The sequence below is a fragment of the Cupriavidus sp. CPT47-8839-RL05A genome (genome assembly GCF_058792255.1).
On sequence record NZ_JBYTEG010000001.1, the window covers coordinates 1 to 21,227 of the forward strand.

At 64.7% G+C, this 21,227-nt stretch carries 19 protein-coding genes and 1 pseudogene; 9 read left to right on the forward strand and 11 right to left on the reverse strand.

Going from position 1 to position 21,227, the window contains the following annotated elements; all coding sequences use genetic code 11:
* The 6 genes from AC3WVS_RS00005 to AC3WVS_RS00030 all read right to left on the reverse strand — a co-directional run.
* Nucleotides 1–185: NAD-dependent epimerase/dehydratase family protein (locus AC3WVS_RS00005; RefSeq protein WP_492316819.1), on the reverse strand; the 185-nt coding region annotated here is incomplete at its 3' end.
* On the reverse strand, nucleotides 182–1,123 hold the full coding sequence (locus tag AC3WVS_RS00010) for a formyltransferase (RefSeq protein ID WP_492316820.1): 942 nt from the start codon (nucleotides 1,121–1,123) through the stop codon (nucleotides 182–184). The genes AC3WVS_RS00005 and AC3WVS_RS00010, both read right to left, overlap by 4 nt.
* On the reverse strand, nucleotides 1,123–2,160 hold the full coding sequence (locus AC3WVS_RS00015; RefSeq protein WP_492316821.1) for a glycosyltransferase: 1,038 nt from the start codon (nucleotides 2,158–2,160) through the stop codon (nucleotides 1,123–1,125). Before AC3WVS_RS00015 ends, AC3WVS_RS00010 begins: the two co-directional genes overlap by 1 nt.
* Nucleotides 2,139–3,311 (reverse strand): DegT/DnrJ/EryC1/StrS family aminotransferase, encoded by a 1,173-nt coding sequence (locus AC3WVS_RS00020; RefSeq protein WP_492316822.1) that lies wholly within the window; start codon nucleotides 3,309–3,311, stop codon nucleotides 2,139–2,141. The genes AC3WVS_RS00015 and AC3WVS_RS00020 overlap by 22 nt, the downstream gene beginning before the upstream one ends.
* Nucleotides 3,312–3,366: 55 nt before the next feature.
* Nucleotides 3,367–3,738: an EamA family transporter gene (locus AC3WVS_RS00025; protein WP_011617364.1), complete on the reverse strand. Its 372-nt coding sequence runs from the start codon at nucleotides 3,736–3,738 to the stop codon at nucleotides 3,367–3,369.
* Nucleotides 3,739–3,774: 36 nt separating this feature from the next.
* Complete coding sequence (locus tag AC3WVS_RS00030) at nucleotides 3,775–5,514, reverse strand: glycosyltransferase family 39 protein (RefSeq protein ID WP_492316823.1); 1,740 nt, start codon at nucleotides 5,512–5,514, stop codon at nucleotides 3,775–3,777.
* A gap of 527 nt (nucleotides 5,515–6,041) precedes the next feature.
* On the opposite strand from AC3WVS_RS00030, the gene AC3WVS_RS00035 reads away from it, so the two are divergent.
* On the forward strand, nucleotides 6,042–6,932 hold the full coding sequence (locus tag AC3WVS_RS00035) for a hypothetical protein (RefSeq protein ID WP_492316824.1): 891 nt from the start codon (nucleotides 6,042–6,044) through the stop codon (nucleotides 6,930–6,932).
* A gap of 69 nt (nucleotides 6,933–7,001) precedes the next feature.
* Here the strand turns inward: AC3WVS_RS00035 and AC3WVS_RS00040 are convergent, their stop codons facing one another.
* Both AC3WVS_RS00040 and AC3WVS_RS00045 read right to left on the reverse strand, forming a co-directional pair.
* Nucleotides 7,002–7,313: a hypothetical protein gene (locus AC3WVS_RS00040; RefSeq protein ID WP_011617361.1), complete on the reverse strand. Its 312-nt coding sequence runs from the start codon at nucleotides 7,311–7,313 to the stop codon at nucleotides 7,002–7,004.
* Nucleotides 7,314–7,501: 188 nt separating this feature from the next.
* On the reverse strand, nucleotides 7,502–8,440 hold the full coding sequence (locus AC3WVS_RS00045) for an amino acid ABC transporter substrate-binding protein (RefSeq protein WP_011617360.1): 939 nt from the start codon (nucleotides 8,438–8,440) through the stop codon (nucleotides 7,502–7,504).
* A gap of 256 nt (nucleotides 8,441–8,696) precedes the next feature.
* On the opposite strand from AC3WVS_RS00045, the pseudogene AC3WVS_RS00050 reads away from it, so the two are divergent.
* A pseudogene (locus tag AC3WVS_RS00050) lies at nucleotides 8,697–8,795 on the forward strand (NAD(P)-dependent oxidoreductase); the annotation flags it as partial.
* A 66-nt stretch (nucleotides 8,796–8,861) separates the two neighbouring features.
* On the opposite strand, the gene AC3WVS_RS00055 reads toward AC3WVS_RS00050, so the two are convergent.
* Nucleotides 8,862–9,383 (reverse strand): hypothetical protein, encoded by a 522-nt coding sequence (locus AC3WVS_RS00055; protein ID WP_492316825.1) that lies wholly within the window; start codon nucleotides 9,381–9,383, stop codon nucleotides 8,862–8,864.
* A 245-nt stretch (nucleotides 9,384–9,628) separates the two neighbouring features.
* Between AC3WVS_RS00055 and AC3WVS_RS00060 the strand changes: the two genes are divergently transcribed.
* From AC3WVS_RS00060 to fabI, 4 genes are all read left to right on the forward strand, one after another.
* Nucleotides 9,629–11,950, forward strand: coding sequence for a DUF3141 domain-containing protein (locus AC3WVS_RS00060; RefSeq protein ID WP_492316826.1), 2,322 nt, complete (start codon nucleotides 9,629–9,631; stop codon nucleotides 11,948–11,950).
* Between the two features lie 66 nt (nucleotides 11,951–12,016).
* Nucleotides 12,017–12,955, forward strand: coding sequence for a phosphate acetyltransferase (locus AC3WVS_RS00065; RefSeq protein WP_492316827.1), 939 nt, complete (start codon nucleotides 12,017–12,019; stop codon nucleotides 12,953–12,955).
* A 4-nt stretch (nucleotides 12,956–12,959) separates the two neighbouring features.
* Complete coding sequence (locus tag AC3WVS_RS00070) at nucleotides 12,960–14,150, forward strand: acetate/propionate family kinase (protein ID WP_492316828.1); 1,191 nt, start codon at nucleotides 12,960–12,962, stop codon at nucleotides 14,148–14,150.
* A 76-nt stretch (nucleotides 14,151–14,226) separates the two neighbouring features.
* Entirely contained in the window at nucleotides 14,227–15,009 is a 783-nt protein-coding gene (gene fabI / locus AC3WVS_RS00075; RefSeq protein WP_492316829.1) for an enoyl-ACP reductase FabI, read from the forward strand.
* Between the two features lie 182 nt (nucleotides 15,010–15,191).
* Here fabI and AC3WVS_RS00080 read toward each other — a convergent pair whose 3' ends face one another.
* Nucleotides 15,192–15,554, reverse strand: a complete 363-nt coding sequence (locus tag AC3WVS_RS00080) for an EF-hand domain-containing protein (protein ID WP_492316830.1) — start codon at nucleotides 15,552–15,554, stop codon at nucleotides 15,192–15,194.
* Nucleotides 15,555–15,836: 282 nt separating this feature from the next.
* On the opposite strand from AC3WVS_RS00080, the gene AC3WVS_RS00085 reads away from it, so the two are divergent.
* The 3 genes from AC3WVS_RS00085 (at nucleotide 15,837) to AC3WVS_RS00095 (ending at nucleotide 20,320) form a co-directional block, all read left to right on the forward strand.
* The gene (locus AC3WVS_RS00085) at nucleotides 15,837–16,373 is read left to right on the forward strand and encodes a GNAT family N-acetyltransferase (RefSeq protein WP_492316831.1); all 537 of its coding nucleotides are present in this window, start codon (nucleotides 15,837–15,839) and stop codon (nucleotides 16,371–16,373) included.
* A 303-nt stretch (nucleotides 16,374–16,676) separates the two neighbouring features.
* Nucleotides 16,677–17,327 carry a response regulator gene (locus AC3WVS_RS00090; protein WP_492316832.1) on the forward strand — a complete coding sequence of 217 codons (651 nt, stop codon included), beginning with the start codon at nucleotides 16,677–16,679 and terminating at the stop codon, nucleotides 17,325–17,327.
* The gene (locus tag AC3WVS_RS00095; protein WP_492316833.1) at nucleotides 17,327–20,320 is read left to right on the forward strand and encodes an ATP-binding protein; all 2,994 of its coding nucleotides are present in this window, start codon (nucleotides 17,327–17,329) and stop codon (nucleotides 20,318–20,320) included. The genes AC3WVS_RS00090 and AC3WVS_RS00095 overlap by 1 nt, the downstream gene beginning before the upstream one ends.
* A 368-nt stretch (nucleotides 20,321–20,688) precedes the next feature.
* Here the strand turns inward: AC3WVS_RS00095 and AC3WVS_RS00100 are convergent, their stop codons facing one another.
* Nucleotides 20,689–21,165 carry a hypothetical protein gene (locus tag AC3WVS_RS00100; protein ID WP_492316834.1) on the reverse strand — a complete coding sequence of 159 codons (477 nt, stop codon included), beginning with the start codon at nucleotides 21,163–21,165 and terminating at the stop codon, nucleotides 20,689–20,691.
* Nucleotides 21,166–21,227 lie beyond the last annotated feature (62 nt).

The window sequence follows — 21,227 nt, forward strand, 5'->3', positions numbered from 1 at the left end:
ATCCACTCCTTGTTGATGGTGATGTCACCCTCGAAGAAGTGCATGCGCGGGTGGTCGACGAGGTCGCCGAGGCGGTCCGACGACATGTCCATGCCGTAGACCTCCCACGGCGTGGTTTCCAGGATGCGGCGCGTCAGGTGATGGCCGATGAAGCCGTTGACGCCAAGAATCAGGACCTTTTTCATCGGCTTTCCTCGTTGGATGATTCGGTATGGATAAGTTTGGCGAAGGCTTGCGGCGTGAGTGCCGAGCCATCCTGTGCCAGCAATCGGGTGACCATGACCAGGCCGCCGTCGCCGCACAGGCCGATGATCTGGCCGTCATGCACATGCAGGCCGGGCGCCGTGCCGGCGGGCAGCGCCAGCGCAAGCTCCGGCAGCGGCCGGCGCGCCTGCGCCACAATGAAGCGGTGCCCGGCAAGGTCGGTAAAGGCGCCGGGATAGGGCGGCGCGACGGCGCGCACGAGGTTGTAGACCTCGGCGGCCGGGCGGCTCCAGTCGATGCGGCCGTCTTCCGGCTTGCGCCCGGAGAAGTAGCTGCCCTCGGCCAGCCGGTTGGGGTGTTGCGGCGTCTGCCCGGCGATCATCGCGGGCAGGGCGCGCCACAGCGTCTGCTCGGCGGCAACGGTGACTTTCTCGAAGACTTCGCCGGCAGTGTCGTCCGGCAGGATCGGCACCGCGGTCTGGTCGACGATATAGCCCGCGTCAGGCCTGGCTTCCATGGCGTGCAGCGTGGCGCCGGTCTCGGTCTCGCCGTGCAGTACCGCCCAGTTCACCGGCACGCGGCCGCGGTACTTGGGCAGCAGCGAGCCGTGCATGTTGAAGGCGCCGCCGGGGGCCAGCGCCAGCACGCCCGCGGGGATCATGGCGCGGTAGTAGAACGAGAAGATGACGTCCGGGTGCGCGTCGCGCACGGCCTGGGAGATCGCGGGATCGGCAGGGTCCTCGCCATAGACGAAGGGGATGCCCAGCTCGGCGGCAGTGTCGGCCACGCGGCGGAACCAGATGTTCTCGTCGGGGCGGTCGCGGTGCGTGATCACCAGCGCCACTTCCACGCCGCGCGCATGCAGCACGCGCAGGCAGCGGTCGCCGACATTGTGGTAGCCGAAGACGACGGCGCGCATCATTGCTCCGCGCCCGCGCCCGCGCCCGCGCCCGCGCCCGCGCCCGCGCCCGCGCCCGCGCCCGCGCCCGCCGGCGTGACACGCTGGTCCGCTTCCAGCACGGCCTTGATGCGGTAGCGCGGGCGGTCGCGCACTTCCTGGTGGATGCGGCCGACGTATTCGCCCAGCAGGCCCACGCCGAACAGCAGGATGCCGATCAGGAAGAAGTTCATGGCGAACAGCGTGAACACGCCCTGTACTTCCGATCCAAGCACGAAGCGCCGCAGCAGCAGCACCACGAACAGCACGCCCGAGAGCAGCGACAGGATCGTGCCGATCGCCGAGAACCACTGCAGCGGCACGATCGAGAAGCCGGTCACGAGGTCGAAGTTCAGGCGAATCAGCTGGTACAGCGAATACTTGGATTCGCCCGCAAAGCGCTGCTCGTGGCCGACTTCGATTTCCACGGGATTCGAGGCGAAGGTATAGGCCAGCGCGGGGATGAAGGTGTTGACCTCGCGGCAGGCATTGATGGTGTCGACCACGTTGCGGTCATAGGCGCGCAGCATGCAGCCCTGGTCCGTCATGCGGATCTTGGTGATGCGCTCGCGCAGCCGGTTCATCGCGCGCGAGGCATAGCGGCGAAACGCGGTGTCGTTGCGCTGGCGGCGGATGGTGCCCACATAGTCGTGGCCGGCGCGCATGGCTTCGACCAGGCGCGGGATTTCTTCCGGCGGGTTCTGCAGGTCGGCGTCCAGCGTGATCACGATCTTGCCGCGGGTCTGCTCGAAGCCCGCCAGGATCGCCATGTGCTGGCCGAAATTGCCGGCGAACAGCACCACCCGGGTCACATCCGGGCGCTTGTGGAACTGCGCCGCCAGCAGCTGCGCCGAGCGGTCGACGCTGCCGTCGTTGATGAAGATGATCTCGTACGACTCGCCAAGGCCATCCAGCGCCGGATAGAGGCGGTCGAACAGGGCTTGCAGCCCGTCTTCTTCGTTGTAGACCGGAATGACGACCGAGACTTCGACCGGGCTCATTTGGAGAGACGTTTGCATGTTTCGCTGAGGATTGCACAGACCCGCTCCACATCGGTGGCTTGCATCGCGGGGAACAGCGGCAGCGTGACGATGCCGCGCCCGATGCGTTCGGCATGCGGCAGCATGCCTTCGCGCCAGCCGAGCGAGCGGTAGTAGGTAAAAAGATGAATGGGCGGGTAGTGCACGCCGGTGCCGATGCCGCGCTCGCGCATGGCCTCCATGACCTGCTGGCGCGCCCGGGCCGGGCCGCCTTGCAGGCGCTCGGTCGGCAGCACCACCTGGAACATGTGCCAGTTGGTGGTGGCATCGTGTGCATCCAGCGCTTGCGGCAGCTCGATGCCCAGCGCCTCCAGGCCACTGTCGGCGGCACAGCGGAAATACGTCTCGGCCAGCTCGGCGCGGCGCGCGGTGATGGTGTCGAGCTTGCCCAGCTGCGCCAGCCCGACCGCGGCGTTGACGTCGGTCAGGTTGAACTTGCCGCCGGGCTCTTCGACATCCATGCCGTCCATGCCGGTGCGGATCACGCCCTGCAGCCGCAGGCGCTCGGCGCGCACGGCTTCTTCGGGCGTGTTCATCACCAGGCAGCCGCCTTCGATGGTGGTGATGTTCTTGTTGGCCTGGAAGCTGAAGCTGACCAGGTCGCCAAAGGCGCCGATGCGCTGGCCGCGCCAGCGCGAGTCGATTGCCTGCGCGGCATCCTCGATCACGCGCAGCCCGTGCTTGCTGGCAATGGCGTACAGGCGGTCCATGTCCACCGGCAGCCCCGACAGGTACACCGGCATGATGGCGCGCGTGCGCGGCGTGATCGCGGCCTCGACGGCATCCAGGTCGAGATTGCGCGTGCGCGGGTCGATATCGACGAACACCGGCCGCGCGCCCACTGCCAGCACCACGTTGGCGGTGGCGACCCAGGTGACCGGCGTGGTGATGACCTCATCGCCCGGCCCGATATCGGCAATGCGCAGCGCGATCTCCATCGTGGCCGAGCCATTGGCGAAGGTGCGCACCGGGCGTCCGCCGAACAGGCCTGACAGCGCGGCCTCGAAGGCCTGCATCTTCGGGCCGGAGGTGATCCAGCCCGAGGCCAGCACCTTGCCGACTTCGGCAATGGCGGCGGCGTCGATGTCAGGCCGGACAAAAGGCAGGAACTCAGGGGCGGATGCGGTCATGGCAGGGCGAAGAAGTACGGTCGGTGTCGGACCTGGCGGCGTGCGCGCAGGCGCGTCATGAGCGGGCGATCAGGAAGACGCCCGCCAGTATCAGCAGGATGCCGGCCACGCGCAAGGGGCCGATCATCTCGCCGAACAGCCACCAGGCGGCCAGTGCATTGACCACATAGCCGAGCGACAGCATCGGGTAGGCGATCGACACATCCACGCGCGACAGCCCTACGATCCAAACCCCCACGCTGACCACGTACAGCGTCAGCCCGGCCAGCACCGGCCATTGGGTCAGCACGCGCAGCGCCGTCACCAGCAGCGTGCCGCGGTCCAGCGTGATCGCGCCGATGGCATTGACGCCGGCCTTGAGCAACAGTTGCGCAGCCGCATTGAGCAGCACGCCGGTCAGGATGAAAGCGAAAGTGGAAAGCGTCATGGCACTGCGTAGTGCAGGAGTAGCAGGAGTTGCAGGTTACTGTCCTGGGGCTTGCGTCTGCGGGCCATTGCCCGGCAGCGCGAAATTGGCGACCGCCACACGGCGGCGGTCACCGGCGATCCTGTGCATCGGCACGCCGCGCGCAGCCAGTGCGTTGTAGGTCGAGGGCAACATGATCGCTACCGCGCGCTTGCCGTCCTGCCAGCGCGCGATAAAGCCATCGATGGTCGGGATCCACTTCTGCGGTTCCTGGCCGATACCGAATTCCAGCTCATCGGGATGCGCCACCATGATGGTGGTGCGGCGCAGGTAGAACGGCAGCGTGTGGTCCAGCATGCCCACACTGTACAGCGGCATGTCCGGCGTCAGCACGGCATTAATGGCGGGCACCAGGTCCGCGCCGGAACTGGGCCGGCCCATGGCTTCGTGACCGCGCAGCGCCACCGTGGAGCAGATGAACATCGCCAGCGCATAGGCCACCACGCTGGGAAACACCCCACGCGTGCGCAGCAGCCGGCGCGCCAGCAGTGCGCCGCCCAGCATCACCGCGAAGGCGATGCCGGTCCACACTGCGAATTCCCGATAGACCACATTGGGCGTGCTGGGTTTGTCCATCATGCCGACAAACGGGCACGCCAGCAGCCCGACCACGCCCAGGGCAATCATGGCATTGACCTGCCAGCGCCACGTGCGTTCCGTCAACGTGTCCAGCGCCACGCCGGCCAGCAGCGCCAGCGCCGGGAAGATCGGCACGATATAGCCGGGCAGCTTGGAGCCGGACAGGCTGAAGAAGACAAAGATCGCCACGGCCCACAGCGCCGCCAGCAGGGCGGGCTGGAATGGCCGCGGCGAGGTGCCGCGAGCGACGCCGGCGCGCTCGCGCACGGCCTTCCACATTTGCGGAACCAGGCCCAGCCAGGGCAGGAAGCCGGCCAGCAGCAGCGGCACGAAGAACCAGATCGCGCCTTCGCGCTGGTGCACGTTCGAGGTATAGCGTTGCCAGTGCTCGTGGATAAAGAAGAAATGCAGGAACTCCGGATTGCGTTCCGACACCAGCCAGAACCACGGCACCGTCACCACCAGCATGGCGACGATGCCGCCCGGCAGATGCAGGCGGCACCACAAGCGGAAGTCGCGCGTCACCAGCGTGTAGACCACCAGCACCAGCCCCGGCAGCGCCAGCCCGACCAGCCCCTTGACCAGCACCGCCACGCCCATCGCCGCCCAGCAGGCGAGCATCCAGTTGCGGCGTTCGGCGCGGGTGGCATCCGGGTGCTGCGCCAGCAGCATGAAGGCCAGCACGCACGCCATGGCGCCGGCCAGCGTCATGTCCAGCGAGTTGAAGTGTCCGGCAATATTCCACATCGGCGCGGAAACCAGCACCAGCCCCGTCAGCATCGCCACGCGCCGGCCGTACCAGCGTGCCGCGGCCAGCATCGACACGCCCAGCCCCAGGATGCCGGACAGGGCCACGCACAGCCGCGCCTGCCAGTCGCCCACGCCAAACAGCGTGTAGGCCAGCGTGGTCACCCACAGGTGGAAGGGCGGCTTCTCGAAATACTTGAGTTCCTGATAGCGGATCGTGACCCAGTCGCCGGTGGCGAACATCTCGCGGGCAATCTCGGCGTAGCGGCCTTCATCGGAGCGCAGCAGGTGACGCATGTCGAGGGTGCCGAACCAGACCAGCAGGATAAACAGGCTGGCCAGTGCGACCGCACTGGCGGTGGTGGCTCCAACGGACAGCGCGGCAGCCCGCGAGGTCGATGAACTACGCATAGATCTCCTGGAAAAGCGCGACGGATCGATGGTCCTGCGTGGGGCGCGCGGTGACGGGAAGCCATCACAACGCATGGCCTTGCCTGTTGGTGGACACCAGGGAGGCAAGTCGCCTGCGGCTGGCACGCTGGCAGCGCCTCGCACGCCACTGCCGCCTCGGCACACGCGAGGCCGGCAATGGTAGCACGGTGGGCAGGCCGCCCCCGGCGGGTGCCGGAGACGGCCTGCGGGGTGCCGGATTGCCGCGGGGGAGGGGGAAAGTGCTGCTCAGGCCGGCTGTTGCACGCTACCCGCCGGCGCTGGGCACGGCGCAGGCCCATGCGGATAAGCAGAATGCCGCAAACGATGGCCCAGGAGCCGATCAGCCATAGCACCGCCAGCGCGTCGGCCACCGGCTGCCACAGGATCTGCGCGAAAAATCCGAGTTACACATGCAACAAAACGCGATAATTTCAGTGTCCAGGCGGTCGCCTGGCAGGCCGGGCGCTGGGTCGGGGGGCGCCTGGAAACTCTAGACGGGGATTCATGTGAAGAAAAAGGCGCAGCAAGACCGGCTGGCAGGCCTGGTGGCGGGCGCGGCCATGGCTCTGGCGCAGCATGCCGGCGCACAGGGTGTGGTGCTGCCGGGCGCCGGCCCGGCGCTGGCGCAGGCCGCGGCAAGCCAGGCGCAGGCAGCGGCGGCGGCCGTGCTGTGCAGTGCCCCATGGTTTCGCTCCGGCTCGCATGTGCAGATGGAAGGCGACGGCGTGATGCCAATGTCGGTCAGCATGACCCTGCGCGATGTGGTGCGCAGCCCGACCGGCTGCCGCGCCCAACTGGAGATCAATTCCAAGACTGCCCTGTCGGCGCTGATGGGGCCGCCGGTGATTACCACCCAGGTGCATGAAGTGGTGATCGACCGCAGTTCGCCCGGCGGCCCGACCAGCATCGAGAGCCAGCATGCCGTCATCAACGCCCGCGCGCGCTACGCGCGCATGTACGGTGAGGCGGCCTTCCGCGGCATGGGCGTGTTCAACTACGCCGGCCTGGACCTGCGCGAGGGCGCCACGCTGGAGGGCGAGACCTTTGAATCGAGTGTCTCGCTGAAGGTCTATCCGCTGGGATCGGACGAAGTGGTCAGCACCATGCGAGCGCAGCATGCGTCGATCCATATCGGCTCGCGCCACGTCGGCAAGCGGCAGACGATCAATACCGTCCTGGGGCGCAAGGAATGCCTGCCGGTTACCTTCGAGAAGCGCACCTCGCTGGGGCCGGTGCTGGTTGGCGAAGAAGTGGTGCAGGTTGAGCCGACCGTGATGCACGTCACCGACTGGTATTGCCCGGCCGACGCGTTCGTGCTGCGCACCGAAGTGCGCCAGGATGACAAGGTGCAACGCGTCGATGTCACCGCGCTGGAGCGCGACACGCAAGCGCCATAGGCTTGTGCGCCTGGGCACGACGCAAAAAAACCCGCCAAGGCGGGTTTTTTTGCGTCAGGCGCTTGCGGCTCAGCTGGCAGCCGGCGCCGAAGCGGCCTTCTTCTTGCTCTTCTTCTTGGTGGACTTCTTGGCCGGCTTTTGCTCGGCGGCCGGCGCGGAAGCGTCGGTCAGGTCGCTGCGGGTGCTCTTGTTCGCGCCCTGGCTGTACGGGTCGAACTTGTCGCCGGCCTTGGCCCCCTGGCTGTACGGGTCGAACTTCTCACCCGACTTGGCGCCCTGGGAATACGGATCGAACTGCTTCTTGCCGCCGGTCTGTGCCTGCACGGCCAGCGAAGCGGCGCCAAGGCAGAGTGCGATCGCGGTCGCGACGAACTTGTTCATGGTTTCTCCTGAGAAATGCCGCCGTCGGGCGGTCGTGTATGTGGCCTCTCCCTTGCACGGGACGGCTCGGCCCAGTGTCGCCAACATCGCTCATCGCTGTCAACTTGGGGCTTGCCCCGGCGCCACGGCCTCATGGAAACCCTGAATTGCGGCACCAGCCCAATTGGGGTTCGGGACCGCTTGCCCGTTTACTCCGTGACCGCGTCCGACGGGTGCTTCCAGGCCGCGCGCACCTCGCCGGACGGCGCCAGCGCCAGGTTGATGCCGCGGCTGCCAATGGGCTGCTGGAACCAGCGCTTCTGCAGCGCCGTGACCTCCGGGCCGGCAAAGGTGTTGGCCAGCGCCTGGTCGACCAGGCGCTTCCATTCCGGATCGGCCTTGGACAGCATCAGCGCATTCTGCTCCACCGACAGCGCCGGGCCCACGATCACGTATTGCGACGGGTCCTTGGCGCGGGCGCGCAGGCCGGCCAGCAGCACGTCGTCCATGACGAAGGCCTGGGCACGGCCGGATTCGAGCAGCAGGAACGATTCGCCGTGGTCCTTGGCGTAGACGTCGTGGTAGCCGTACTGGGCCTTCATGCGGCGCACGTGGCGGTCGCCGGTCGATCCGGCGCTGGTGACCACGGTCTTGCCGCGCAGGTCGCCGAACGAGCGGATGCCCGAGTCGGCGCGCACCAGCATGCGCACGGTCGACACATAGTGCGAGACGCTGAACGCAACCTGCTTCTGGCGCTCGAGCGAATTGGTGTTGGGCGCGCAGTCCAGGTCCACCAGCCCGTTGACCACGGCGGGAATGCGGTTCTGCGGCGTGAGCGGCATCCAGCGCACCTTCAGGTCTTTCAGGCCCAGTTGCTGGCGCGCTGCTTCGGCAGCGCGCAGGCAAAGGTCGACCGCATAGCCGGCCGGCTGGCCCTTGTCATCGGCAAACGAGAATGGCAGCGCCGACTCGCGGTAACCGAGCACGATGGTGCCGGATTCGCGGATCTTGTCGAGCACAGGGCTCTGGGTGCTGGCCAGTGCCGGCGTCAGCGCGGCCGCGGACATGGCGGCGAGGGCGACGGCGGCCAGCGAGCGGCGGGCGCGGAGGAGTCGGGCGGACAGGGCGGGCAGGGTGAAGGCAGGCATGCGGGGGAAACCGGAAAGCGGCCGGCAAAGGCAAAGACGAGAGGGTATACCCTTGGTTGGGGCGGGCGAAGGACATTGTTGTCATAAGCAAATTCCCTGCCCCGAAAGCCTTGCCTGGGCCGTCTGGCAATCGTCTATAACTCGGACTCGGCGGTACCGTGCGGCTGGTCGAGAAGGACGGAACTCCGGGATCGATCGAGAAATACGAATCGATCGTACGGTGCCCAGCGCCTGATCCGCGTCAGCAGGTGTCCGATCCGAGCAAATCGACGAGGTTCTGCCGTCGGCGGATTTCGTTGTGCTTTGCTGTCCGCTGAACAGTTCCACGCGAAATCTGATGGATGCACGACGACTCGCGTTGCTTCGGATGGACTCCGGCTCCTTCCGGCGGTGTTCTTGTCCAATGCGGCCTGAGGCCGACCTACTTGCTGCCGTCTCGCGTGTCGCCGCCGATCGCATCGACGATGATCATGGTCCGGTCGAGCATGCCACGTTCGTCAAAGTAGGCACTGAAATGCGCTGGCATGTAGGCGCCCGCATAGAGCCGGTAAGACCAGGCCTCGCGCTTCATCAGCGGGTAGTACTGGATGGGCTCGCGCGGACGGCCAAAGCGCTCGGCAATATCCTGCTTGGTCCAGACCCCCGGGCGTGCCTCGTAGATTTCTTTCTCGGTCAGCATCTGCCGAAAGCTCGTAAGCTTGCCGTTGGCGTCAAAGTCTGCCGCGTAGACTTCGAAGCCGAGCGGCTGTTTCGAATAAATCCACCGAGTGGTGCCATCAGCGAGCTGGTAGGTTTCCGTGGGAGCGCCGAACGTATCGCGCACGGCATGCTGCGGGCCGCCGAGCATGCCCTCTGCGGTTTCCAGGGGCCGGAGAGTGGCACAGGCGCCCAGCACAAGGGCCGCCACTGTGACAGTCACGCAGGCGGGCAGGCGATAACGCATGATCGTTCCTCCAGCGGGTCCGCGGTGTGTGCGCCGCGCCAGTTCAGCATAGCGCACGCAGAGTCCAATAGGATATGGTCATTCATCCTGCCGTCCTGGAAAGAAATCCTTCTTATCTCATCGTCCGAAAAGATTAAGTTCTATTGCGACCAAGGTCGACACTATAGTTCGAAGCACGACGCACATCGGGGGCTGGGCTGCCACGCTTGGCCAACCGTGTCACAAAATTCGCAGCGGAGAACGGCATGGATGCAGCAAAGCAACTGGTGCACGCGCGTGAAGTTGGCCTCAAGACCGGCATGGTGCTGCAAAAGCGCCTGAAGAATGCGCAGGAGGCCTTTAGTGGCCGCGTGCTGCAAGCCGTTGGGGAGCCGGGCGCAGGCCCGATCAACCCGATGGCCGGCATGGATCCGATGAGCAGCTATGCCTATGCCATCGACAGCATGCAGCGTGCCATCCTGTTCTGGGACACGCTCAGGCAACGGGGCAACAACTTTGTCGAAAACACCATGCAGGGGCTCAAGCCGGTCCTGCATTTTGGCTACGAGACCGTTCTGGATGCCCGCCAGTTCGAACGGCCCGTCAACTACGCGCTGTTGAAGATTATCCCGCCCGATGGCGTGACGATCGATGATAGCCGCCGCCCTTACGTCATCATCGATCCGCGTGCCGGCCATGGCCCGGGCATCGGCGGCTTCAAGGACGACTCGCAGGTCGGCGTGGCAATGCGTGCCGGCCATCCTGTGTATTTTGTCATCTTCTTCCGCGATCCCGAGCCGGGACAGACCCTGCTGGACGTGTGCGAGGCCGAGCAACAGTTCATCAAGAGAGTGCGTGAACTGCATCCACACAGCGCCAAGCCAGCCATCATCGGCAATTGCCAAGGCGGCTGGGCTGCGATGATGCTCGGCGCCTCGGACCCGGGCGACACCGGGCCGATCGTGATCAACGGCGCGCCGATGTCGTACTGGAGCGGTGCCTGGAGCGAGGGCGAAGGCGACAACCCGATGCGCTATTCCGGCGGGCTCCTGGGCGGCACGTGGTTGGCGTCGTATACGGCGGATCTCGGCAACGGCAAGTTTGACGGCGCCTGGTTGGTACAAAATTTCGAAAACCTGAATCCGGCTAACAGTCTCTGGGACAAGTACTACAACCTGTACAAGAAGGCCGATACCGAGCCGCCGCGCTTTCTTGAGTTCGAACGCTGGTGGGGCGGCTACTACCTGATGAACCGCGAGGAGATCGAATGGATCACGCGCAACCTGTTCGTCGGCAACAAGCTCTGGGGCGGTGAAGTCAAGAACGCCGGCGGCAAGGCGTTCGATCTGCGCGAGATCCGCTCGCCCATCGTGTTGTTTGCCTCGATGGGCGACAACATCACGCCGCCGCAGCAGGCATTCAACTGGGTGGTGGACATCTACGGCAGTACCGAGGAGATCAAGGCTCGCGGCCAGGTGATTGTCGGCATGATGCACCGGAGCGTCGGCCATCTGGGCATCTTCGTCTCCGGCAAGGTCGCGCAGAAGGAGCACGCACAGATCGTCTCGGTGCTCAAGAGCATCGAACTGCTGCCGCCTGGGCTCTACGGCATGGTCATCCATGAGCGCAAGGGTAGCGATGGCGTGGACTATGAGGTCCAGTTCGAGGAGCACTCGCTCGAGGAAATCGCCAGCAGGCTTAACCGCTTTGAGCGCGCCGACGAGAAGCCGTTCGAGACGGTCGCCAACCTGTCGGACTTCACGCAGCGCGCCTACGAGCTGTTTGCGCAGCCTTACGTCCAGGCGGTGTCCAATGAGATGACAGCGCGGGTGCTGCGCGAATTCCATCCGCTACGCATGCAGAACTGGCTGTTCTCGGACCTGAATCCGTGGATGGCATGGTTGAAGCCCGCCGCCGACGCGGTCCGGGCCAGCCGGCAAACGTTGGAACCGGATCATCCGCTGCGGCAGCAAGAGCAGGTGGGCGCGGAAATGCTCAGCGCCGGTTTGGACGCATACCGGGCCGTGCGCGATGCGATGACCGAATACACCTTTTTCAACGTGTATGCCAACCTGTTCCCGTTCCAGGCAAGGAGCGAGCCTTCCGCCCGCGCGGGTGCCCCGGCGGCGACCGACCCGCATGACCTGCCGGAAGTCAAAGCGGCGCTGGCCGCGGTCGGGCAAGGCGGATACGCCGAGGCCATTGCCCGGCTGGCCTGCCTGCTGAGCCGCAGGGGTGAGCCCCTGCCGCTGTCCAGGCTGGAGCTGCGCAAGGAGCTGGTCACGGACTACGCCGATCTGCTGCCGGAACTTGAGCCGGACGCCTGGCGCGAGATCCGCGGCAGGCAGGAGCTGATCACGCGGTACGCGCCCGTACAGGCCCTCGCGACGCTGCCGGCCTTGCTCAGGTATCAGGCCGACCGCCAGCGGCTGCAGGCGCTGGCGGAGAAGCTGCGTGTCGATGAGCGCCTGCTTGGCGCCAGGCCCACTGTCGAGCAGACGGCAATGCTGGAGCGGATCCGCACGGCGCTCGGCGCCAAGCCGGAACGCGTCCGCGGCGCGGCCGCGCCGCTCACGCGCGCGTCCTAGCGCGCCGCGGCTGGCACACCGCCTCGCAGCCGACCGACACCGACGACCCTGACGCAGGAGTAGCCCGTGAACGCCAAGCATGAGAAGTACCAGCGCCTGATTGATTACTGCAAGGCCATGCCGCCTACACCGACCGCGGTGGCGCATCCGTGCGACCAGTCTTCGCTGGAAGGCGCCGCAGAGGCCGCCCGGCTGGGCCTGATCGCGCCGATCCTGGTTGGGCCGCGTTCCCGCATCGAGGACGCCGCGCGCGCGGCCGGCATTGACATCCGCGAGTACCCGATTGTCGATGCCGAACACAGCCATGCGGCGGCGGCGGCCGCCGTGCAACTGGTGCGCGAAAGCAAGGCCGAGGCTCTCATGAAGGGCAGTCTGCACACCGATGAGCTGATGGGAGCCGTGGTCGCGGGTAACAGCGGCTTGCGCACCGGCCGGCGCATCAGCCACTGCTTCGTGATGGATGTGCCCGGCCACGAGGACGCTCTGATCATCACCGACGCCGCCGTCAATATTGCCCCGACGCTTGCCGAGAAGGCCGGCATCCTGCAGAACGCGATCGACCTGGCCCATGCCTTGCAGGTCAAGGAGGTACGCGTGGCGATCCTGTCGGCGATGGAGACCGTCAACCCGATGGTTCCGTCCACACTGGATGCCGCCGCGCTGTGCAAGATGGTCGACCGCCACCAGATCACCGGCGCGATCGTCGACGGACCGCTTGCGCTGGACAACGCGATCAACCTGGACGCGGCGCGGATCAAGAAGATAGACTCACCGGTGGCCGGGCGCGCCAATGTCCTGCTGGTGCCTGACCTGGACGCCGGCAACATGCTTGCCAAGAGCCTGACCTTCCTGGCCGGCGCCGACGCCGCAGGCATCGTGCTGGGCGCGCGCGTGCCCATCATCCTGACCAGCCGTGCCGACCCGGTCATGACCCGGCTGGCGTCGTGCGCGGTGGCCGCGCTGGTGGCCAAGGCACGCCGCGAGTCCGGCCAGGTGGCGGGGTGATGCCATGGCCGAACTGATCCTGGTCCTGAATGCGGGTTCGTCGAGCATCAAGTACTGTGCCTACAATACCCATGACGATGCACTGAGGCTGGTGCTGCGCGGGAGCATCGAAGGTCTCTACGCGGCACCGGCATTCCACGCCACCGACGCCGTGGGCGCTGAGGTCGAGACCAGGCGGTGGGATGCCGGTACCACGCTCGGGCACGAGGGGGCTATTGCCTTCCTGGCGGACTTCCTGCGCGGCCATGGGGAAGGGCATACGCTGAGCGCGGTCGGGCACCGGGTGGTGCACGGCGGGGTACGCTTCACCCAGCCGGAAAGGGTGACCGACGCGCTACTGGCAGAGTTGGACTCGCTATGCCCGCTCGCACCCCTGCACCAGCCACACAATCTCAAACCGATCCGCATCCTTGCCGAGAGGCGCCCGGAACTGCCCCAAGTAGTCTGCTTCGACACCTCCTTCCACCGGGCGCAGCCGGAAGTGGCACAGGCATTCGCATTGCCCGCGGAGATCAGCGCGCGCGGCGTCAGGCGCTACGGCTTCCACGGACTGTCCTATGAGTACATCGCCAATGTCCTCCCGAGCGTTGATGCGGGTGCGGCGGCGGGCCGCACGATCGTGGCCCACCTCGGCAACGGCAGCAGCATGTGTGCGCTGGTGGCGGGGCGCAGCGTGGCCAGCACGATGGGCTTCACTGCGGTGGATGGCCTGCCGATGGGAACTCGCTGCGGCAGCCTCGATCCGGGCGTCATCCTCTACCTGATCAGCGAACTCGGCATGGATGCCCGCGCCATCGAGGACCTGATCTATCGAAAGTCCGGTCTGCTTGGCGTCTCCGGCCTGTCGAGCGACATGCGCGCGCTGCTCGCCAGCGACGATGAGCAGGCCCGTTTTGCCGTCGAACTGTACACGTACCGCGTCGCCCGGGAGCTTGGTTCGCTGGCCGCCGCCGCACAGGGGCTGGACGCGCTGGTCTTCACCGCTGGCATCGGCGAGCATGCCGCGCCGATCCGCGAGCGCGTATGCCGGCTGGCGGCATGGCTGGGGGTGAGTGTCGATCCCGCGGCGAACGCCAGCGACGGACCACGCATCAGCTTAGCCTCGGGCCAGGTCCCGGTCTGGGTCATCCCGACCAACGAGGAACTGATGATTGCCAGGCATACCAGGGAGGTCCTGGCGGCACCCGCTCGATGACCACCGCTACAGCCGACCAAGCCAGCGGCATGGCAGCTACGGCTCGCTGGCAACAATGAATCCAGGAGAGAGTGACATGACTGCAGCGCAACAACTGCCTATCCTCGCCAACGCCCGCGCACTCGTCTGCGGGATTGCGAACGAGCACTCCATTGCTTACGGGTGCGCCAAGGCCTTCCGCGAACTGGGTGCCGAGGTGGCGATTACCTATGCCAGCGAAAAGGCGCGCCAGTTTGTCGAGCCGGTGGCGCAGGAGCTTGACGCTTCCATCTTCCTCCCCCTGGATGTCACGAGCCAGGAGGAAATGGACGAGTTGTTTGCGCGGATCGGGGAGCAGTGGGGAAAGCTCGATATCCTGGTGCATTCGGTGGCCTGGGCGCCGAAAGACGATCTGCAGGGCGGCCTGCTCAATTGTTCGGCTGAAGGCTTTGCCAAGGCCATGGATGTGTCCTGCCACTCCTTCGTGCGCATGGCCCGGCTGGCAGCGCCCCTGATGGGCGATGGTGGCACGATGTTCACCATGAGCTATCACGGCGCCAACAAGGTGGTGCCGAACTACAACGTCATGGGCCCGGTGAAGGCCGCCCTGGAAGCGGTATCACGCTACCTGGCGTACGAGTTGGGCCCGCGCGGCATTCGCGTGCATGCGATCTCGCCCGGGCCGCTGCAGACTCGCGCTGCGTCCGGGCTGAAGAGCTTCGATTTGATGCTTGCTGACGCCGTGGAACGCGCTCCACTTGGCGAGCTGGTCGATATTATGGATGTGGGATACACCTGCGCCTTCCTGGCCACGCCTTACGCCCGGCGGCTGTCGGGCGAAACGCTGTATGTGGATGGCGGCGTCAATATCATGGCGTGAAACGCAGCGCGCTTTGACAGCGCGGGAGGAAAAAGGGTGGCGCCCGGAGTCTAGCTGGCATCCAGTCGTTGGGCATCGGGTGGCCACTATGCGTGAACGTATCAGCTAGCCAAGCTTCCACGAGGAAACTAAAGTGGGTTGACGGCACAAGGCTCATCCAGCCGGTTCAAGAGGGGATGCCTTCAGTTCCAGATCGGATCTTCCTTCTGCATCTGATCCTTGGTCTTCTTCATCCAATAGGAACCGATCTGGCGCTCGGTGACGTGACCCTGTTTTTTTACGTCGATCTTGTCGAAACTTTCGTAGACCTTTGGCATTCCCGCCTGAGCTTCGTCACGAGTCAGCTTGCCGTCATGATTGGAATCGGCAGCCTTGAATCGCTCGGCAATCAGAGCCTTGGCCTGGGCCGTAGTCGGGGGAGCTTTCGGCACCTCGGCTGGCGCCGCTCCCTGTTGGGATCCTGGTGCCGGCTGGGCGGTCGCGCCTATAGAAATCAGTCCCATCAGGACTGCGAAACCAACTGCTGGCAATTTGCGCACGGTCATGTCGCTCTCCTCAGTTCATTATGTGTGTTTGGACCTTTGGCACGGAAACGACTTCCATTCGAGCTTCTGTGAGTCTTGGCTCACCCAGCATTCTAGACGCTCGTAGCGGAGACCGGGGGCAAATTGATTCCGGTCGGACTGGCGCGATAACACGGCTCGATGGCGGCGATGTCGTGCGTAATCGCCTATGTTCGATATCGGAAAACTGCGCCGGATCAGCTACTATCAAATGCTGCGGGGCGATTCAACGAACTCGCTTACATTCCTTACGACACCGTTGCCATGCAAGCCAAGTCTGACGCGACAAACTTCGTCCCGTTCACCGTGCCCCTGTGCGATGGACGGGAAGTGCTGGTGCGGGAGATTACCGAAGACGACAAGGTCGGCCTGTTAGCGGCATTTAACAGGCTTTCTGCCGATGCGCGTTACGCCAGATTCATGGCCGCCATGCAACAGCTGCCGGAAGCGATGCTCGAGCAAGCGACGCATCCGTCGGCCGAGCGTGAGTTTGCGCTGGTAGCGCTTGCCACGGAAAACAAGGTGTCGTCTATTGTGGGTGGCGCACGCTACGCCGCCGCGCCGGGCAGCGATACCTGCGAGTTTGCGGTGACTGTCGCCGATGACTGGCATCGGCTCGGCCTGGCCAGCCGACTGCTGGGCACACTGATCGACATCGCTCGGAGCCGCGGCTATCGATGCATGGAAGGGTATGTTTTGTCGTCGAATACCGCCATGCGGCGACTGGCTAAACGTTTTGGATTTGCCGATTTAGCGTGTCCAGACGATGCCACGCTGCGCGTGGTGACGCTTGCGCTTTAAGGCAGCGAGAATAGGTGCAAGCGTCTTGCTGCGATGTCTTCCGTTTGAGGTGATCTATATAAACGCGTGCTCTTTACGCTAGCTTCTCGCGTGCACGGTTAGACAGGAATCGCGCCTGGAAGAGCTTTGACTGGGACGCAGTACGATTACTCCGCGTGGGACGATCAGCCAAATATATGTCCCGTTTTGTCAAATGAAGGTGAGTACCCCTTGGTAGAATCCGGTGCTCTATGCAGCCAGTTCCGCCGGTTGGGCACGTCGCCCCGATCCATACAAGCGTGCTGCCGGTCTGAGTTAACGCGCATGCCGCCACCTGTCATCTCCGTCGTCATCGCAGACGATCATCCGGTAATTCAACTTGCAGTCAAGGCCACCTTGAGCGAGATCCCGAATGTCGGGATTTGCGCAATATGCTCGTCAGGAAAAGAGCTCTTTGCGGCGCTACAAACGCAACAACCTGACCTTATCGTCACCGATTTCACGATGGAGCGCTCCCAGGTCAATGATGACGGTCTTCGGCTGATCCACCGGCTCAGGCAGTCGCGTCCACATACACCGATCGTGGTTTTCACGATGTTGACCAATGGCGGACTGCTCACGCGCATCAAGGAGATGGGCGTTGCGGCCATCGTCGGGAAGAACGAGGAGCCGGGCATCCTGAGGCAAATCTGTGTCGATGCAATAACAGGTACTGGCCAGCGCCTGTCGCCGGGCATAGCGGCCAGGATGTCAAGTGCGGGGGCGTTGGTCAACGGCACGGCAAGCCCGCTGTCCCCGCGGGAGATCGAAGTTGTGCGGATGTTCGCGACTGGCAGCACGCTCACGGAAATCGCGGGATATCTCCATCGATCGCTCGCTACCATTGCGACGCAGAAGCGCTCGGCAATGCGCAAGCTGAATATCACCACTAATGCGGACCTTGTCACGTACGCACGCGACAACGGTCTTACCTGATGCAGGAAGAGCGCGAGCGCTCGCAGCAATCGCCACTACACGCCGACCACTCGGTTGAGCGGAATCTGCAGCGGGAGCGCCGTGTGTTCTCGATGGTGGTCCTGCTGCTGGGGCTGGTCGCCATCGCGATCGCTTCGGCAGCAATGCTTGCCCGCCTGAATGAATCCCTGCGCGCCCAGGAGCAGGTCGCGCGCCTGTATGAGCAAGGCGTCGTCGATGCGGTGCTCGAACGCCGCAGCACCCTGACGGCGACGAACCTGATCCTTGAGTTGCGCAGCAATGGCAAAGTCCCCGTGGCGCAGCGCGGGCATGCCGGCAGTCTATGCACACAGGTGTCTCCGTCTGCGCCTCCCGATCCGGTGTTGGAGCAGAGTTGCGACCAGGCTGTCCGGACGCTGACTGCCGCAAGCCAGAAGCCTTCGATCGAGATGATCTCGATTGCGAACGGGGCGACGTATCGGTATGAAGCGCCCGACGCATCGGGATCCGGCGTGGCTGCGGCCCTTCCGCCGCTGTCGTCGTCAAGCATCACCACGATGATTCTTGAACGGTTCCAGAGCCGCGACATGGATCTCTTGCAGGCAGCGCGGGAGAAGCGTGTCGTATGGCTGGGCATCCCGGCGAATGCGGCCGGAGGGAGTCCGGAGATGGTTGGCGCATCGCTGGTCGCGAAAGGCGACGCACTTTACGCCATCGTGTTGACGCGGATCCCGCTGCAAGACTTGCTTCGGCCAGCCTGGCCGAACTTGTCGATCCCGGAGCCAATTGTCGTCGATCGCCTGGGCACGCCACTGGTTGCTTCAGGTGCACGGGCCAACGCACGGCGCCTGGACGCCAGGCTGGAGGGACTTCCGGAGGGGCTGTTTCACTGGGTCCAGGACTATGGATGGGCCCTGCGGCGCCCGCTGCTCATTGCGGATTTCGGCCACCTGGTCTTCGCACTGCCGCTAGGGCAGCAGTTCCGGGAAATGCGGCAGGAACTGCTTGTAACCGGCCTGGTTACGGCCGCGCTTCTCGCCTTGCTGTTCGCGATGTATCGATACTGGAACTATCGCTTCCTGACCGGCACCTATGCCGAAGCGGCACGCGCACAGCAGCTGTTGCACGAAGCGAGGCTCGCCAGCGAGGCTGCGGCCAAGGCCAAGGTGGCGTTCTTTGCGTCGATGAGCCACGAGATACGGACGCCGCTTTCCTCGCTGCTGGGAAACATGGAGCTCGTGGCCCTCGGTAGGCTGGAGCCGGAGCAGCGGGCGCGGGTAAGCGCCATGCAGGTGTCGGCCGAAGGGTTGCTGCAGATCGTCAATGACGTGCTCGATTTTTCGAAGCTCGACGTGGGAGCGATGCGTCTGGCGGAGGAGCCCGTCGTCGTCACGGAACTCCTGGGTCGCATTGCAATCTCGCACGCTCCGCTTGCGGCGCGGCGTGGGCTGAGCTTTTTCGCGGTATATGGCAAGGAGATTCCGGCGCGGCTCAATCTTGACCCGGTGCGCCTGACCCAGATCGTCAACAATCTGCTTGGCAACGCGTTCAAATTCACCGAGGCGGGGAAGATTGTCCTGCGCGCGCAATGGGTGGATGCAAACCTTGAAATCGTCATCACCGATACCGGCGTTGGCATACCGGAGGCGTACAAGGAACGGCTGTTCCAGCCATTCTCCCAGGTCGGCAACAATCGTCTCGCGCAGGCCGGCGGGACCGGGCTTGGACTGTCAATCTGCATGCGGCTGGTGAAGCGGATGAACGGACGTATCACGCTGGACAGCGTACTAGGCGTTGGCACGCGCGTCACGGTTCGCCTGCCGCTCAGCCCGCCGGGCGGGCATCAGACCCCGGCGCAATGGCGCCCGGCGCCGCGCCGCGCGCTGGTCCTGTCCCGTGAGCCAGAGTGTTTCGAAGGAATGCTGAACCATTTCGACTGGGGATCATGCCAGCCATTTTTTCGGTCCAGCATCGACGAGCCCATTGACGGGGACAGGTTCGACTGCCTGCTCGTGACCGAGTCCTTGGATCCTGCCCAAGTCATAGCGTGGTGGCGGAACCCCGCCACTATCGTGTGGCTCAAGCAACTGGGCCCGCTCGTCCCGACCATACGGCCGGATGGCAGCCGGGAGGTGTCTGCCTACAGCCTGGCCGGTATCCATGCCGCTGCACAGGCGGTCCTCAATAATGCTCCGGAGACCAGGCATGTCGACGAAGACCGTGTCGTGGCTGCCATACACGATCAGTCTGCAGCGCCGTTCGCGGGCCTTTCCGTGTTGGTCGCGGAAGACAATCTGCTGAACAGGAAACTGCTGCACGACCAGCTTCACCTGTTAGGTGCGAGCGTTATCGAAGCAGGCAACGGCAACGAGGCCTTGGCAGTGTTGTCTGAGCAGGGCGTGCATGCAGTGCTGACGGATGTGGACATGCCTGTAATGAATGGATTCGACCTGCTTCGTGAAATCAGGCGGTGCAGGCCGGAGATACCCGTCTATGCCGTAAGCGCAAGCGCGAGACCGAAGGATGTTACCGAGGGGCTGGCAAGCGGATTTACCGGCTATCTCACGAAACCGGTGTCGCTGGCGACGCTGGCTTCGGTGCTCGATGCTGTTGCCGCCAAGGCCGACCCGCCACACACGGATGATGGGGCGGCGCCAGTGCTGCTAACCGATGACGATCTCCCTGAGCTGCCGTCGGTCGCCGGAGAATACGCCGAAGCGTTCCTGGCGCAGACCATGGTGGACCTGAACGAATTCGAGGCGGTCCGGGCAGCGCGAGACATCCGCCACATGGAACGGCTGCTGCATCGTATCGCGGGGACGCTCGGGGTCGTGGGGCGCTCAGGACTGTCCGAACTCTGCGCTGACCTGCACGGCTACGTGGCTGAAGCCAAACGCTGGGACGACGAGATCGAACTGCAGTCCGCCTTCATCGTTCAAGGCCTGATGAGCGTATGCGAGCGCGGGCGTGGTGAGAAAGGGGTCGCCTGCGGTTCCCGTCCGCTGGCTTTCTGACTTCTATGATTGTGAATACACCTGGGCGCGGTCAGCATTGAGGGGAAGGCTGGATGCCTGCTTAAGGCACCACTCACTCGTCTTGGGTACTGCCCCCTTGCGAGGCCCTTGGTTCGCCCGCCTGTACGGGGGGTATTTTTCTCTGTGCCCCGGCCGGGCGCATTGGCTGGCGCTGATTGCCGCCGCACCGAGGCGCGAATCCCCGCCACCGGGGAAAGATGGCGCCATGCCCCGGCCTGGCACCTCCTCAGGAGAGTTCATGAGCAATCGTAGAAGTCTTGCTCTTGCCGTGTGCACGGCGGCACCGCGGAGGTAGACCGGGCTGGCGGCAGCCGGTCTACCGCGCCGAGCAACATGCCAGAGGCGTCCTAAAGAACGGCGCAGGCTTCTGCGCTGGCGGTAACGGCAACATCTACCCGCGCATCATTGCGTAGGACCACGCAGAGGAAGTTGCCGATGGCGTTGCCCGCATGAGGCGTTTCCCGCCAAAGGCGTGGCAGGGGTGCCGTCGAGGCAAGCAGTTCGCCCTGTTCGGATGCGGCATGGAATTCCGTGCCGGCTATGGCATCGCTCCAGGTTATCGCGATGGGCCCCTCCGGCTTGGTGCCAAGGAAGCAGAAGGAGGGTGCCGACAGCGAGCGCCGCGACGCGGGTCCGGTCTCGCAAGGGCCGGCGCGTAGTGCCAGCACGTCATGATCGGTCTGGTTGACAGTGACGATCTTGGTCCACGGCCAGGGCTCCTGGAACGGATGCCAGGTCTCAGAGGTAGGGATCGCGCATCCTGAGATGGCGCTTGCCGTGGCAATGGCAATAACACATGTGGAAATCGCGGAAACAGCATTCATTGGATAGTCAGTTCAGGTGAACCTGATCTTCACCTGGGAGGGCATACGACGGCGGACAGAGT

What these genes read in the sequence shown, in the direction of transcription:
- AC3WVS_RS00095 (WP_492316833.1), top strand. Translation starts at nt 17,327, where the DNA reads ATGCAGGAAGAGCGCGAGCGCTCGCAGCAATCGCCACTACACGCCGAC.
- AC3WVS_RS00055 (WP_492316825.1), bottom strand. Translation starts at nt 9,383, where the DNA reads ATGCGTTATCGCCTGCCCGCCTGCGTGACTGTCACAGTGGCGGCCCTT.
- AC3WVS_RS00040 (WP_011617361.1), bottom strand. Translation starts at nt 7,313, where the DNA reads ATGAACAAGTTCGTCGCGACCGCGATCGCACTCTGCCTTGGCGCCGCT.
- AC3WVS_RS00100 (WP_492316834.1), bottom strand. Translation starts at nt 21,165, where the DNA reads ATGAATGCTGTTTCCGCGATTTCCACATGTGTTATTGCCATTGCCACG.
- fabI (WP_492316829.1), top strand. Translation starts at nt 14,227, where the DNA reads ATGACTGCAGCGCAACAACTGCCTATCCTCGCCAACGCCCGCGCACTC.
- AC3WVS_RS00045 (WP_011617360.1), bottom strand. Translation starts at nt 8,440, where the DNA reads ATGCCTGCCTTCACCCTGCCCGCCCTGTCCGCCCGACTCCTCCGCGCC.
- AC3WVS_RS00070 (WP_492316828.1), top strand. Translation starts at nt 12,960, where the DNA reads ATGGCCGAACTGATCCTGGTCCTGAATGCGGGTTCGTCGAGCATCAAG.
- AC3WVS_RS00020 (WP_492316822.1), bottom strand. Translation starts at nt 3,311, where the DNA reads ATGACCGCATCCGCCCCTGAGTTCCTGCCTTTTGTCCGGCCTGACATC.
- AC3WVS_RS00085 (WP_492316831.1), top strand. Translation starts at nt 15,837, where the DNA reads ATGCAAGCCAAGTCTGACGCGACAAACTTCGTCCCGTTCACCGTGCCC.
- AC3WVS_RS00060 (WP_492316826.1), top strand. Translation starts at nt 9,629, where the DNA reads ATGGATGCAGCAAAGCAACTGGTGCACGCGCGTGAAGTTGGCCTCAAG.
- AC3WVS_RS00025 (WP_011617364.1), bottom strand. Translation starts at nt 3,738, where the DNA reads ATGACGCTTTCCACTTTCGCTTTCATCCTGACCGGCGTGCTGCTCAAT.
- AC3WVS_RS00010 (WP_492316820.1), bottom strand. Translation starts at nt 1,123, where the DNA reads ATGCGCGCCGTCGTCTTCGGCTACCACAATGTCGGCGACCGCTGCCTG.
- AC3WVS_RS00080 (WP_492316830.1), bottom strand. Translation starts at nt 15,554, where the DNA reads ATGACCGTGCGCAAATTGCCAGCAGTTGGTTTCGCAGTCCTGATGGGA.
- AC3WVS_RS00015 (WP_492316821.1), bottom strand. Translation starts at nt 2,160, where the DNA reads ATGCAAACGTCTCTCCAAATGAGCCCGGTCGAAGTCTCGGTCGTCATT.
- AC3WVS_RS00090 (WP_492316832.1), top strand. Translation starts at nt 16,677, where the DNA reads ATGCCGCCACCTGTCATCTCCGTCGTCATCGCAGACGATCATCCGGTA.
- AC3WVS_RS00030 (WP_492316823.1), bottom strand. Translation starts at nt 5,514, where the DNA reads ATGCGTAGTTCATCGACCTCGCGGGCTGCCGCGCTGTCCGTTGGAGCC.